General features: G+C 32.8%; 13 protein-coding genes. 9 read left to right on the top strand and 4 right to left on the bottom strand.

Annotated features, from left to right (window positions below; all coding sequences use genetic code 11):
• Positions 1 to 58: 58 nt before the first annotated feature.
• Genes mnmD through HM992_RS17395 form a run of 3 tightly spaced genes read right to left on the bottom strand, consistent with a single transcriptional unit; the run spans position 59 to position 1685 of the window.
• Positions 59 to 742, bottom strand: a complete 684-nt coding sequence (mnmD, locus tag HM992_RS17405) for a tRNA (5-methylaminomethyl-2-thiouridine)(34)-methyltransferase MnmD (RefSeq protein WP_178983834.1) — start codon at positions 740 to 742, stop codon at positions 59 to 61.
• Between the two features lie 3 nt (positions 743 to 745).
• The gene (locus HM992_RS17400; protein ID WP_229720524.1) at positions 746 to 1153 is read right to left on the bottom strand and encodes a hypothetical protein; all 408 of its coding nucleotides are present in this window, start codon (positions 1151 to 1153) and stop codon (positions 746 to 748) included.
• Positions 1154 to 1181: 28 nt separating this feature from the next.
• On the bottom strand, positions 1182 to 1685 hold the full coding sequence (locus tag HM992_RS17395; RefSeq protein WP_179320659.1) for a DUF4920 domain-containing protein: 504 nt from the start codon (positions 1683 to 1685) through the stop codon (positions 1182 to 1184).
• A 117-nt stretch (positions 1686 to 1802) separates the two neighbouring features.
• Between HM992_RS17395 and HM992_RS17390 the strand changes: the two genes are divergently transcribed.
• On the top strand, positions 1803 to 2870 hold the full coding sequence (locus HM992_RS17390; RefSeq protein ID WP_179320657.1) for a branched-chain amino acid aminotransferase: 1068 nt from the start codon (positions 1803 to 1805) through the stop codon (positions 2868 to 2870).
• Between the two features lie 49 nt (positions 2871 to 2919).
• Here the strand turns inward: HM992_RS17390 and HM992_RS17385 are convergent, their stop codons facing one another.
• Positions 2920 to 3306, bottom strand: coding sequence for a pyrophosphohydrolase domain-containing protein (locus HM992_RS17385; protein WP_179320656.1), 387 nt, complete (start codon positions 3304 to 3306; stop codon positions 2920 to 2922).
• A 41-nt stretch (positions 3307 to 3347) separates the two neighbouring features.
• Here HM992_RS17385 and HM992_RS17380 point away from each other — a divergent pair, with 41 nt between their 5' ends.
• From HM992_RS17380 to HM992_RS17345, 8 genes are all read left to right on the top strand, one after another.
• Positions 3348 to 3533: a hypothetical protein gene (locus tag HM992_RS17380; protein ID WP_178983839.1), complete on the top strand. Its 186-nt coding sequence runs from the start codon at positions 3348 to 3350 to the stop codon at positions 3531 to 3533.
• Between the two features lie 149 nt (positions 3534 to 3682).
• Positions 3683 to 4417: a hypothetical protein gene (locus tag HM992_RS17375; protein WP_179320654.1), complete on the top strand. Its 735-nt coding sequence runs from the start codon at positions 3683 to 3685 to the stop codon at positions 4415 to 4417.
• A gap of 7 nt (positions 4418 to 4424) precedes the next feature.
• Entirely contained in the window at positions 4425 to 6185 is a 1761-nt protein-coding gene (locus HM992_RS17370) for an ATP-binding protein (protein ID WP_179320652.1), read from the top strand.
• 43 nt (positions 6186 to 6228) lie between these two features.
• Positions 6229 to 8097, top strand: a complete 1869-nt coding sequence (locus HM992_RS17365) for a tetratricopeptide repeat-containing sensor histidine kinase (RefSeq protein ID WP_179320650.1) — start codon at positions 6229 to 6231, stop codon at positions 8095 to 8097.
• On the top strand, positions 8094 to 8714 hold the full coding sequence (locus tag HM992_RS17360) for a response regulator transcription factor (protein WP_179320648.1): 621 nt from the start codon (positions 8094 to 8096) through the stop codon (positions 8712 to 8714). Before HM992_RS17365 ends, HM992_RS17360 begins: the two co-directional genes overlap by 4 nt.
• Positions 8715 to 8883: 169 nt before the next feature.
• Positions 8884 to 10206, top strand: coding sequence for a DUF5723 family protein (locus HM992_RS17355; protein ID WP_179320646.1), 1323 nt, complete (start codon positions 8884 to 8886; stop codon positions 10204 to 10206).
• 381 nt (positions 10207 to 10587) lie between these two features.
• Positions 10588 to 13008 (top strand): T9SS type A sorting domain-containing protein, encoded by a 2421-nt coding sequence (locus HM992_RS17350; RefSeq protein WP_179320645.1) that lies wholly within the window; start codon positions 10588 to 10590, stop codon positions 13006 to 13008.
• A 147-nt stretch (positions 13009 to 13155) separates the two neighbouring features.
• Complete coding sequence (locus HM992_RS17345) at positions 13156 to 14253, top strand: right-handed parallel beta-helix repeat-containing protein (RefSeq protein ID WP_179320644.1); 1098 nt, start codon at positions 13156 to 13158, stop codon at positions 14251 to 14253.
• The last annotated feature ends 13 nt before the right edge of the window (positions 14254 to 14266 follow it).

The raw sequence follows: 14266 nt of genomic DNA, 5'->3' as shown, positions 1-14266 counted from the left end.
ATCGCATCTCATTGAATGCTACGAGCTCTTTATTATGGCTCTCAACATTTAGTTCGTTTCATTTCACTGAATGTTTCGTTGCTCTCAACATTTCACGCTTACCAGGAGGTCCAGGCAAACGCTCTACTGTAAAACCAACAGCAAGCATAGCACGTCTAACACTTCCTTTTGCAGAGTAAGTGACTAAAACTCCATTTGGTTGAAGGGCTTTAAACATAATTTCGAAAATGTCCTCCGTCCATAAATCGGGTTGCACACGTGCTCCAAAAGCATCAAAATAAATGATGTTAAATGTGTTTTCGGCTGTTATATCCTTGAAGAATTTTTGTTGTTTTTCTAATTGAAAATCTGAATTAATGGGATGAGGTTGTTCCCAGGATGTTTCATGTAACTTTTCAAAAACAGTCTCGTGTTTTTTTGAAATTAAGTCAATATAATTAAGCTGTTTAATTTCTTCTAGTTGAACAGGATATGCTTCAACACCAACATAATTGATTTTTAACTCTAATTTCTCTGCTTCGATGAGAGTTAAAAAAGCATTGAGCCCTGTACCAAAACCTATTTCTAAAATGGAAATTGGTTTAGATTCTGAAACAAGTTCAGAATAAAAAAGCAAACCATGTTTCATGAAAACGTGATTTGCTTCTTGTATCGCACCGTGAATGGAATGGTATTGCTCGTTCCATTCTTCTATTTGTATGGTTTTAGAACCATCGGACGTGGTAATTATATTTCTCTTCAAAAATTAATGAATCAGTAGTTTTTTAATCTTAGGAATCGGTCCTGTGCATTCCGTTTTATGACAGTTTAAACAATTGTTAATCGCATTATTATAACGTTCTTTTAATTCGGTAGTAGACAAGGTGTCTACAACTGCTTCTTGCGATTCTATAAATACATTTACAAAACTCTGCCAATTTTGAGTTCTAGATTTACCATTACTCATTTCAGCTGAGTGTAATTTTAATAAATCGATTGGTAAACGTGTTGGTGTTTCACCAGCAACAATTTGTGCTTTTAATTGTTGATTGTATGCGTACATAGCGTTCATAAAACCTGCCATTTCAGAAGGTTGATACATATCGTATACAACAGCTTTCTTTACAGGCTCTTCGGTAACTTTTTCTTCATTTTTACAGCTAACGAATATCAAAAAAGAAAAAATAACGATGCTTAAAACTTTATTGTTTAAGTAAAACTCCATCGGCTTCAAAACCATATTCAAATTTAGGATCAATAATCATTGCAATTTCTTCTGCAGTTTTACCAGCATCTTCAGCGTAATGTCTTAATTCTTCAACCGGAGTTTCAGAAACAAAAGCTTTTCCGGTCATTACAACGTCACCTTCAGCATTTAAAGGCATAAAAAAACCGTAATCCTTAAACTTAACCATTACTTGATTTTCATTACCCATGTCTAATGTCATCCAACAACCCTTTTTAGAACAAACCTCAATGATTTTTCCTTTTACTTTAGAAGTAATCGTATCACCAGCTTTTAAGGTTTTGTATTGTTCCATCATGTCTGCAGATGTTAACGCATCTGTGTCATTTATTTCTTTTCCGAAAGAGGCATACGCTATTTCTTGTTTTGTTTCTTCAACGGTAACTTCGGCTGTTTTAGAATCGTCTTTACAAGCGAAAGCAACTAAGCTAATTGCAAAAAGTAAAATGATTTTTTTCATTATTAATAGGTTTTGATTTGAATTATTATATAATTACAAATTTAGTCAATTTAACGGAATATAACCTTTTATTAACCACACTGATTATGTACTTTTGTTTTAAAATCATATATAATTATGGCCAATCATACAGATAAAATTAGCATTGAAACTGCTAAAACTTCTAAAATTGAAACGGTAGATTTTAGTAAATTAGACTTTGGTCGTGTCTTTACAGACCACATGTTTGTTTGTGATTATGAGGATGGCAGGTGGCAAGCTCCAAAAATTATGCCTTATCAAGCGATGACGTTTGATCCTTCTGCGCGTGTGTTTCATTATGGTCAGGCGGTTTTTGAAGGTATGAAAGCTTACAAGGATGATGATGGTAAAGTTTTTCTTTTTAGACCTAAACAGAACTTTGAACGTATTAATAAATCTGCGGCACGTTTAGCTATGCCAGCGTTTCCTGAGAATTATTTCTTTGAAGGGTTAGAGGAGTTATTAAAATTAGATAATGATTGGATTAAGCCAGGCATAGGAAACTCTATGTACATACGCCCTTTTGTAATTGCAACAGAACCTGCAATTTCTGCGTCTCCAGCAAGTATGTATCGTTTTATGATTATTTGCTCGCCAGCGCAATCGTATTATAATTCTCCTGTACGTGTTTTAGTGGCAGAACAATTTAGTAGATCTGCAAATGGAGGTGTTGGTGCAGCCAAAGCGGCAGGTAATTATGCCGCTCAATTTTATCCTACAAGTTTAGCACAAAAAGAAGGCTTTCAACAAATTATTTGGACAGATGCAGATTCGCATACGTTTCTAGAAGAAGCTGGTACTATGAATGTCTTTTTTAGAGTCAATGATACATTAATAACAGCACCTGTTAGTGATCGTATTTTAGATGGAATTACTAGAAAAAGTATTATTCAATTAGCAGATGATTTGGGAATTACTTGTGAAGTTAGACAGATAAAAGTTGAAGAAATTAAAAATGCGGCAAAAGATGGTAGCTTAAAAGAAGTGTTTGGTGCAGGTACTGCTGCTGTTATTAGTGAGATTTCTGCATTTCAACATCGTGATGAGTTGTTTGAGATTTCTGGTGCTGAAGATTCTTATGCTAAGTTATTTAAACAAACCTTATTGAATATTCAGTATAATGTTTCTGATGATATTCATGGTTGGAGACATGAGGTAAAATAAATCTATCACATAATATATATAAAAAAAAGCAGCCAATTGGCTGCTTTTTTTATGACTCTAAGATCTCTTTTATATTTGGTTTAAAGTAATTTGGCCCTTTTAACACCTTACCATCTTCACGATAAATAGGTTCTCCATCGGCTCCTAATTTACTCATATTACTACGTTGGATTTCTTCAAATACTTCTTCAATTTTATGTTGCATGCCATGTTCTATAATAGTACCACAAAGTATGTAAAGCATATCTCCTAAAGCATCCGCAACTTCAACTAAGTCATTTTCATTGGCAGCTTCTAAATATTCTTCGTTTTCTTCGCGCATTAGTTTGTAACGCAGCATATTTTTTTCAATACCTAAGTCGGCTTTTGGTGTTTCGCGATGTCCTATTTTGAAAGCCGTATGAAACGCTTTTACTGCCTTAATTTTGTCTTGCATAGTTGTAGTTTTAATCCTTATTTTTGCATAAAAATAAGAAGATGTTTAGTACTGGTCAATTGATTTTTGGAATATTATTTTTTATTGCCTTTGCAATCGTTATTGCCTTTCAGTATCGCAAAGATCTTCAACTTCACAAAAAGTATTATAAAGGTACCGTTTGGGTGCTCATTGCTTTTATTGGTTTTATAGGCATGATTGCGGCTATAAAGTTTATTTTTATGTAATTAACTGTTTTTTAGGTTGTTTGTCTGAAATTTCTGCGCAATTAACATTTTAGCATTAACTTTTTTTCGTAAATATACCCTGTACTAGGTATGTTTTGGTGTGCTTCTATTTGGCACCTTTGTATGTAACCAACTAAAACCTTATACAGATGAAAAATAAAGTGTTAAAGTGGAATCTATTGATTTTTCCCATTTTTTTAATTTTTGGATGCAACGATTGTTCAGATTGCAATAAGAATTTAATAGAGCGAAATACTGAACTAAGTAACTTAGAAAAAGATTTCAATAACTCTCAGATCGAACTCGAAGATGTAAAAAAAAGACTTTTCAATATATCAACAACTTCAAATAAGTACGTACCTAAGCAATCTCAGAGAGAATTGACCACTGAAGAGAAAATAATGTTTAAGGAAAGACATTTTGATACTGAGGGAATTTCAGGGAATTCTTTCGACACTAATATGAATGATGGTGAGATTTACTTGAATTTTCCAATCTACAATCCACCTAATAAAACTAATGAAATTGTAGATGTATTAAATGTTTCAACCAAAGACATCAATGCTATAGTTGTTTTGTTAAATAAAGTAGATGGAGCTATCACACGAAAATATGATACCTCTCATTTTTTAACAACAACGATCAAAATGGATAAAGTAGGTCTATGTAAATCAAATTTAGCAAAACATAAGAAGTTAAAAGTATACGTGTTTCATGATGATGCCTTCTATATAGATGGTCTTTTAAATGATTTTAAAGGTTGTGTTGCTGCTATGGGTACTATATATGATATTAATCCTTGTGGGTTGCCAGATGTTTTAACTGCATTATTTGGTGAAAAAAAACCTAGAGAACAAGAAGGAGATATCATAATAGGTGGATAAAATATTGTTGACCATACTCATATTTATTTTTTTGCCAAATAGTAGTATTGGGCAAGAGGAACCTCTTATCACTATTTCTCAAATCGAATTACTATATAAAACCGAGAATTATCAAGCTGTTGTTAATCTTGCTACTTCTCAATTGAAGTCTACAAATATTATAGAATTGGCTGAGGTAAATTTTATGATAGCTAAGTCATATGAGAATTTAAATTTGGAAGACAGTGCCCTTGGCTATTATAAAACGGCTTTAGATTTCTACAAAAAAGAGAAGGTTGCTGAAAAAATAGCTGAAATTAATTTAGAAATCTATTTGTTATTGGATAGTCAGAATAATTTAGAATCTAATAAAGCATTTTACCTGCAAGAAGTCTATGAGCATGCTAAACGCACAAATTCTAAAAAATGGATGATATCTTATGATACACATATAGGTATAGAAAAATTGAAAAATAACGAAAAAGATTCTGCGAAGTATTATTTGTTTAAAGCTTATAAACAGGCAATTGAAATCGATAGTACTAAATTGCAGATGAATATTTCAACATATATTGGTTCGCTGTATTCTAGAAAATATAAGGATCAAGATTCCGCAATTTTTTATTATAATAATGCTTTAGAACGTTATTATAGTGACACTATAAATTTTAAAAGCTTAAATACGGAGTTTGGTATTTTTAATAATATAGGTAATGCTTACAGAAGAAAACAAGAGTATGTTAAAGCATTAGAATATTATAATAAAGCCGAAAAAATAGAATTACCTAGATTAAACAGAAAGAGTAAAAAAATTCTTTACTCAAATATGGATGCTACGTTTTACTATATGCAAGATTGGGTAAATGCGTATAATTATCTATATAAATATGATTCGATAAAAGATATTATAAACTTAAAAGATCAAAATTCATCTATCATAGATATTGAAGAAAGATATAATAACGAAAAACTTAGAGCAGACAATTTAGAAATTGAAGCCAAAAGAAAACAAAACCAAAACATAGCCTTTGGTCTTGGAGGAAGTCTAGCTTTAGGAAGCATCATCGTTTTCTTAATATTAAAGAACACTAAACGAAAACAAAAATTAGCTGAGCAAGAAAAAGCATTAGAATCTCAAAAATTAGCGACCGTTTTAAAAGAACAAGAGTTAATAACCATTGATGCTATGATAGAAGGTCAAGAAAAAGAGCGACAGCGTATTGCTAATGATCTTCATGATGATTTGGGTGGACTCATGGCAAATGTAAAGCTACATTTTAACGCTTTAAAGGATAAAGACTCACCAGAACTTTATAGCAAAACCAATAATTTAATTGAAGAAGCGTATCAAAAAGTACGTTCGGTAGCACATGCTAAAAACTCTGGTGTCATTGCCAAGCAAGGTTTGCTAAAAGCAGTGCGGCATATGGCAGATAAAGTTTCAGGTTCAAACACAATAAAAATAGAGGTATTAGATCATGGTTTAGATAATCGTTTGGAAAACAGTTTAGAATTGACGCTTTTTAGAATCATTCAAGAATTAATTACTAATGTTATAAAGCATTCAGAGGCTTCAGAAGTCACTATTCATCTTACCAATCACGAGGATAGTATTAATATAATGGTGGAGGATAATGGTAAAGGTTTTAATTCAAATCAAATTACTAAAACCAATAAAGGTATGGGTATTAGTAGTATTGATAAACGTGTAGAACATTTGGAAGGTCAACTTACTATTGAGTCTGAAATAAACAAAGGAACAACCGTCATAATAGATATACCAAGCTAAATATTTTAATGAGATTAAAAATGTCTAAAACTTTTGAGATTTTATGGGTATTAAATGCATAACTACCAATTTTACGATTATACTATGTTTTATACTATTGCCATTGCTTGGTTTTAGTCAAAAGCAACAAGATTCTCTGTTTTCAATTTGGAAAAACACCCAACTAGCAGATACTACAAGAGCTAATGCCTACAATGAATTTATTTATAAAAATTATTTTGAAAATAAAACAGATTCAGCTTATGCAATGGCTTTACGCCTAATGGATTTTACTGAAGCTCATCAGTTAAAAAAGCAGAAGGCAGACGTTCTTATACTTTTAGGAGGTATAGAACATATTTTTGGAGATACTTCTAAAGCGGCAATGCACTTTGGGGCTAGTTTGGAACTTTATAAGGAATTGAATAATATAAGAGGACAAGCAAAAGCTAATAACGGATTAGGTGTTTCATATAAAAAAGTTTTTAATCTAGATGAAGCCAAAACCTATTATGAAAAATCATTAGAACTAAGCAAAGCGATTAGCGACACTATTTTAATATCTCAATCTTTAATTAATATTGGGAATATCTACAACTGGCGTTATAAATCAGACAAAGCACTAGAGTATTTTACAGAAAGTTTGAGGCTGTCTAAGGCAGCGGTGAATAAACGTGAAGAAGCTGTAGCTTTAATCAATATAAGTAGTGCCTATATTCAGAAAAAAGATTTTAAACGTTCTGAGTCTTATACGAACGAAGCTATAAAAATAGGAGATTCATTAAATGATTTTCACGTTTTGGTTAATGCTTATCGTGAGCTTGCTTTTAAATATCTTAAACAAAAGGATTACGATAATCTTATTCCTGCAGCAGAAAAGGTATTAGATTATGGAAAAAAGACATCTAATAATCAAATGATTGGTTCTGCTTATTATTATCTTTTAGAAGGCAATAAAGGGAAACGAAACTTTGATTTAACTGTGAAATACTTAGAATTAGTTAAAGAATTTAAAATTAATATCGATGACCTTCAGGCAATAAGAACACTAGCAAAGATAAAAATTGATAACCACCGAACAAAAGATAGTCTTATACATATAAACCATACACTAAAGGCAGGGCTAACGCATCAAAATGAGAAAGCCAATCTGTTTTTTGCTTGGGGAGGAAGTTTGGCTTTACTTTCGGGTATTGCTTTCTTGGTATACATAAATATAAAACGGAAACAACATAAGGCAGAAAAAGAAAGGCAAGAAGAAATTAATGAAAAAGAAAAAATTCTAAAGGATTTAGAATTATCTACTATTGATGCTATGATTGAAGGCCAGGAAAAGGAACGCCAACGTTTGGCTTCTGATTTACATGATAGTGTTGGTGCTTCAGTGGCTGCTGCTAAATTACAGTTTGAGTATTTCGTGACACATCAAAATGAAAATACAGATTCAGAAGAACTAACTAAAAAAATTAGCACATTGTTAGAGGATGCCTATGCCGAAACTCGCTCTATGTCACATCTGAAAAATTCTGGTGTCATGGCTAAAAATGGATTACTTCCTGCCGTGGAGAGACTAGCAGAAAATGCTTCAGGAATAAACGGATTAGAATTTGAAGTACATAGTTTTGGTTTGGATCAACGTTTAGAGAATACTATGGAAATATCAATTTTTAGAATGATTCAAGAATTAGTAACGAATGTTTTAAAGCATGCTAAAGCCACCCAAGGAACAATTCATATTACTAATCATTTTGATAATCTCAACATAATGGTTGAAGATAACGGTGTGGGCTTTAATCCTAACCAATTATCAAAAACCGCAAAAGGTATAGGCATTAGTTGTATTGATAAACGCGTAGAACACTTGGAAGGTAAACTGACTATTGAGTCTGAAATTAATAAAGGAACAACCGTAATAATAGATATACCATTATGATACAACTAGCCATAGCAGAAGACCACCAATCGCTTATTGATGGTATAAAATTATTATTAGAATACGCAGATGATATTGATATTGTTGGTACAGCCAATGATGGTGAAGCGCTTTTATATTTAGTACGTCTTAAGCAGCCCAATGTGGTCATTACCGATATTCGAATGCCAAAAATGGATGGTATAACAGCAACAAAAGAAATTAAAAAAGAGTGGCCACATATCAAAGTTTTAGGGTTTACAATGTTCGATCAAAAGGACGCCATTAATCAAATGTTAGAGGCTGGCGCTTCGGGTTATTTATTAAAAAATTCACCTTTACAGGAAGTTTTAAAAGCCGTAAGAGCGGTATATAATGGCCATACCTATTTTGATGCTAATATTGAAATAGATGTAGAAAATGATACCAATAAAAAGGCGAAAAGTATTCTGACCAAGCGCCAAGTAGAAATCTTAAGTTTCGTAGCAAAAGGAAAAACATCTCGTGAAATTGCCGATGAACTGTTTATAGGTGTACATACGGTTGAAACGCATCGTAAAAACATGATTAGGATTCTTGGACTTCAAGGTAAAGGAGAGTTAATGCGTTATGCCTTAGAGAAGAAATATAGATTTTAAGGTGTTTTTTGCACACGATACTTTCAAATTCTAAAAAAAAATAGACCCAATTTTGGGGATGTTATTATCATAATTAATTTTTAACCTTTGAAAATGGTTATATATCTAGAAAAAAAATCCTAACTCAATTATAATTTTAACTTCGTCGCAACCTAAACCAAAACTTATTATGAAAACTACTAAACTTTTTTACCTATTTATTGTTTTACTAACCTTAAATCTGTCTTTCGGACAAAGCTATATTGGCCATTCTATTGATAACTACTCAGGTGTACATGGAGTTATTTATAATCCATCGAGTGTCGTGGGTTCTAAATATAAAGCCGATATTAATTTAATATCTGCAAGTGTTTTTGGAGGAAGTGATTATTTTGGAATTAACATGAGCGATATTATGAACTCAGATGGAGGCTTCGATATTGAAGAGGACTCTAAAAGATTTCCAAGCAATGCTAATAATTTTTTCGTTAATATAGATGTTGTAGGGCCATCATTTATGTTTAATTTAAATAAAAAGAGTAGTATCGGTGTTATAAGTCGAGTGCGCGCTAATATGAATATTAATAATATTAACGGTGAGCTTTTTGAAACTATTGAAGATGATTTTGATTCGGATGAGGATTTTAGTTTTGACTCTAAACACCTTAACGGAACCATCCACACATGGGCAGAAGTAGGTTTAGCATATGGTAGAATACTTATAGAAAAACCAAACCACTTATTAAAAGGTGGTGTGACTTTAAAGTATTTACAAGGTGCAGGTAGTGCCTTTATGAGTAGTCCTGAATTAGCGGGTTACTATTCTGCCACTTCTGAAACATTAGAAACTGAAGGACAATTAATCTATGGTACAAGTCAAGATTTTGAATCTGACGATATAGATTTTAGTAATCTTACTGCTGGCTTTGGATTAGATGTTGGTTTTACATACCAATGGTATTCTAATCGCGAAAATGATAGTCTTCCTACTTATAAAACTCCTTATAAATTAAAAGTAGGAGTTTCTGTGACAGATATTGGTTCCATAAATTATGATAATTCAACTGTTAATAATTATGATTTAAATGCTACTGTAAATACTTCCGATTCTGAAGAAGACTTAGAAGACTTTTTAGAAGATAATTACAACGGAGTAGAAACCAATGAAGAAGCAAAAATTAAATTACCAACAGCATTACATTTACTAGTAGATTATAGATTAGCTAAAAAATGGTTTGTGAGCGCACAAGCCAACTTGTCTATGGTCAAAAAAGGTTCAGAATTGAGTACTTCAGTTATAAATACCGTAACGTTGGCGCCGCGATTAGAAACCAAATGGTTTAGCTTTTACGCTCCATTGAGTTTTAGACAATATGGTGATATGTCTTTTGGTGGTGGTATGCGTTTAGGTCCTTTAACTGTTGGTTCGGGATCTGTTTTTACAAACTTGCTGTCTGATAGTTCTAAGACTACAGATGTGTATTTAGGATTAAATATTCCATTATATAGATAATATTAGGCCTAAAAGATAAATTAAAAAAATACCCAATAATGGGTATTTTTTTGGTTTATAGTGTTTTGTAAGTTTACGGAGCTAATAATTAAATCCAATTATAATGAAACAATGCTTCTTTTTTTTCTATAGTGACAGCTGCTAAATCGTAACTAGATTAACAATAGACGTTTATATAGTTTTACGAAATATCAGGTCACCTTATGACTTCGTACTTAGAAAAGCTTCTCTAAATAAGAATGCTCTGAAGTGAGGGTTTGGCTTCTGAAAAAACAAACAGAACTTAATGACTGTAAAATACTTAATTTGAGTATTGTATGTCTTAATAGGTCACATTAATTTTATTACCGCTATTTATTCACCCATTTTAAAATTTTAATTATGAAAAGACTACTACTCAGTTTTACGACTTTATTATTAACATTAGCAACCTTTGCCCAAGTACCACCGAATGATTTAATTGAAAATGCAACAGAAATTACAGCATTTGATTTTGTAGATGAAAATCTTCGATTGGGTTTAGCGACTGCGGGAGGAGAGTCGGCAGGAGGGTGTCCAGTTGACAATTATGAATTAATACATTATAAATTTACTGCGACGACTACAGGAACGGTATTTTTTAACATAACTAATCAAGATAATACGGAAATTGATACTAATTCTCCGGTTTTTATTCATGCTTATTCTTCACCAAATCTGAATGCATCGTATTCCGATTTAACTATGGAATCAGGATGTAGTATAGGTAATACCAATATAACACTTAATTTCGTTGAGGGACAATCGTATTATATCTTTGTATACAGATCAGGGTTTTATGACGTTTCTAAATTTAGTGCAACACTACTTCAAGATGTTCCAGCTTTAGAGCGCCAAACACTAATAGATTTGTATAACGCAACGGATGGACCTAACTGGACTACCAATACCAATTGGAATACAGATGCATTTGTAGAAACATGGCATGGTGTTACGGTTGTAGATGGCCATGTTACAGATATTGCCCTTAGCAATAATGGACTTCTCGGTACTTTGCCTACATCTGTCACAAATCTAATAGAGCTCTCTGCGATTGCAATTGCTAATAATGAGCTCTATGGCGAGATTCCAGATTTTAGCGTTCTTCCCAATTTAGAAGGTTTTATCTTATATAATAATAATTTTAGCTTTCAAGATCTAGAAGCTCATTTTACGGAGAACAGTACATTGTCTACTTTTAGCTATAACCCTCAGAATCCTATTGACGAGGAATTAAATATTGATGCCGAAATAGGTAATGACTATAGTTTTTCAATGACACCTGTATTAGGTACAGATGTACAGTACCAATGGTACAGGGGTTATATTTATGAAAGTGGTACTATCTTACCAGAGCAAACTACCAATAGCTTAAATTTAGTCAATGTACAAGATGAAGATTTAGATACTTACCATTGTTTTGCAACAAGTAGTAGTGTGCCAGATCTTATTATTAAGAGGGCTACTATAGATTTAAAAGGGCCTGTAAGTGAAACTGAGCGAGACGCTTTAATCGCTTTTTATAATGCAACAGGTGGTGAAAATTGGGGTGGAACATATGCTGAAAATTGGAATACATCAGCTACTGTATCGACATGGAATGGTGTTACTACTGCAGGGAATAAAGTGGTAGTTCTCTCTCGACAAAGTGTTGGCCTTACTGGTCAACTCCCAGAGACACTAGGTGATCTTACTAATCTAGTTGGTTTGTATATTGGTTTAGGCGACTATAATCTTACAGGTTCTATTCCAGAAAGTATTGGGAACCTTACTCAGTTAAAAAAGTTTTGGATTCAAGCAACAAGTATGACAGGTCAGATTCCTGAGAGTATTGGTGGTCTTGTCAGTCTTACTGAAATTAGAATGTTGGGTAATAATTTTACTGGACCTTTACCAGAATCCATAGGAAACCTTACCCAACTCACAAATTTAACGTTATATGGAGGTGATTTTGGAGGTTATGGAAGTGATTTTTCGGGTGTGATACCAACATCTTTAGGTAATTTAGTAAATCTTCAGACTGTAAATCTAGCGGAGAACAATTTTGAAGGAGTATTGCCTTCATCACTATCAAACCTAACCAATCTTCAATATTTTGATATGAATAGCAATAATTTGTATGGTGAATTACCATTCAACAGCCCAAATGCTAATATTGATATATCAAACAATCGATTCAACTTTAGCGATATGGAACCATTCGTTCAAGAGGATAATTATAATACACTGACATACTCACCACAACGCACCCAAGATCTTGCAGAATTCATAGAGTCTGGTGTGGGTGTAAATATTACATTAAATGTCAATGATACCGATCTTGGTAGAAGTGAAAATGATAATGCCGAAAACAATAGTTACCAATGGTTTAAAGACAGCGTTCTAATACCAGGGGCTACTGGCACAGATTACATCATATACAATGCACAAGAAACAGATAGCGGAGATTATCATTGTGAGATTACTAATGATGTGCTACCAGATTTAATCGTAATTCGTGAGCCTATTACAGTGGTTGTAGATTCGAGTTTAAGCGTGTTAGATTTTGATCAAGACCATGTGTCTATCTACCCAAACCCAACAAAAAACTGGCTGAACATAAAAACAGCAACGCTAACCGATGCCAAATTATCCATTTATGATTTTAATGGAAGGTTGGTGTTTGAACAATCTATCAACGGTAACATCAATGCCTTAAATATTGAAGCATTACAAAACGGCACTTACATTTTAAAAATTAAGCAAAACGATGCCGTAGTGTCCAAACGTTTTATAAAACAATAAGGCAGTGTTAATTTTAATGCTGTATCGTGTTAATTATTAAGGAACTAAGTGTGTAGTTTTTAAAAAAATACCCAGTAATGGGTATTTTTTTGTGCTTAAGTGTTTTCTACATTGTAAACTGTTATTAACCAATAAATTATTAAAATTATGAAGACCTTAACTACAACTGCTCAAGCACTATTATTTGCTTGTTTTTTAATGCTAAGCACATCGGTGTTTGCCCAATCTATTATTACTATAGACAATAATCCCAATTCTACAACAACCCATCAAACCTTGCAAGACGCACACGATGCTGCTACGGCTGGAGACATTATCTATGTACAACCCTCTCCAACAAACTACGGTAGTGTAACCATTACAAAGGCGCTGACTATTGTGGGACGTTCTCATAGTGAAGTAAATAATGTATCTACCATTGGTTCTGTTACAATTAATGCTTCAGATGTAACATTAAAAGGCTTAAAAATGAGTACAGTTTCACCATACTCTACTATTTCTGGATCACCGATCACTAATATTAAGTTATATGAGTGTTATGCATCCATCGCAATAGGTGCTGGTTATAGTGTAACAGACCCTAGATTAATCGGTTTTGAAGCTAGAGGTTGTGTACTAACGAATATAACTCAATATGCAGATGCTCAAGATGTCTTAATCTCTAATAATATTATAACAAGTGGCTTAACCATTTATTCACCAGTAGCTATAGTTATTGCAAACAATATTTTTAGGTTTAGTAGTAGTTTTTCATTACGTAATTATGCCACAGGAGAAATCGCTATTTTATATAATAATATGTTTATCGTAAATAGTACTGCTGATAGAACCGTTACGTTTGCAACTGGGGATTGGAATGTATCTAACAATTTACTCTACAACTATGCAGATACCTATAGTTTAAATTTTACAACAAGCGGTAGTGCGACTTACTCAGATAGCAATACGCTGCTTGGAGTAGACCCATTATTTGTCAATATAGATGCTACAGATTCTCGAAGTTTTGCGGGAACTAGCTCTTATGATGCTTCAGATCGTGTGTTAGACGATATGACATTACAAGCTGGCTCTCCTGCGCTAACAGGAGGAGGAGGAGGTACCGAAATGGGTTTGTATAATAATGGTTTTATTTATAAAAACAGTGGTAATCCAAAAGGGATACCAACTATAGATATTACAACTTATGATGGTGCTGTACCTAAAAACGGTACCATAAACGTAACTATAACCGCAAAAGCACATTAATATGAGAGCGCCA

This window comes from Winogradskyella helgolandensis (assembly GCF_013404085.1).
GTDB lineage: Bacteria > Bacteroidota > Bacteroidia > Flavobacteriales > Flavobacteriaceae > Winogradskyella > Winogradskyella helgolandensis.
This window is presented reverse-complemented; position numbering and strand designations above follow the sequence as displayed.

Coding starts and splice junctions, on each gene's coding strand:
- HM992_RS17395 (WP_179320659.1), bottom strand. CDS start 1,685: ATGAAAAAAATCATTTTACTTTTTGCAATTAGCTTAGTTGCTTTCGCT.
- HM992_RS17390 (WP_179320657.1), top strand. CDS start 1,803: ATGGCCAATCATACAGATAAAATTAGCATTGAAACTGCTAAAACTTCT.
- HM992_RS17385 (WP_179320656.1), bottom strand. CDS start 3,306: ATGCAAGACAAAATTAAGGCAGTAAAAGCGTTTCATACGGCTTTCAAA.
- HM992_RS17380 (WP_178983839.1), top strand. CDS start 3,348: ATGTTTAGTACTGGTCAATTGATTTTTGGAATATTATTTTTTATTGCC.
- HM992_RS17375 (WP_179320654.1), top strand. CDS start 3,683: ATGAAAAATAAAGTGTTAAAGTGGAATCTATTGATTTTTCCCATTTTT.
- HM992_RS17365 (WP_179320650.1), top strand. CDS start 6,229: ATGGGTATTAAATGCATAACTACCAATTTTACGATTATACTATGTTTT.
- HM992_RS17360 (WP_179320648.1), top strand. CDS start 8,094: ATGATACAACTAGCCATAGCAGAAGACCACCAATCGCTTATTGATGGT.
- HM992_RS17355 (WP_179320646.1), top strand. CDS start 8,884: ATGAAAACTACTAAACTTTTTTACCTATTTATTGTTTTACTAACCTTA.
- HM992_RS17350 (WP_179320645.1), top strand. CDS start 10,588: ATGAAAAGACTACTACTCAGTTTTACGACTTTATTATTAACATTAGCA.
- HM992_RS17345 (WP_179320644.1), top strand. CDS start 13,156: ATGAAGACCTTAACTACAACTGCTCAAGCACTATTATTTGCTTGTTTT.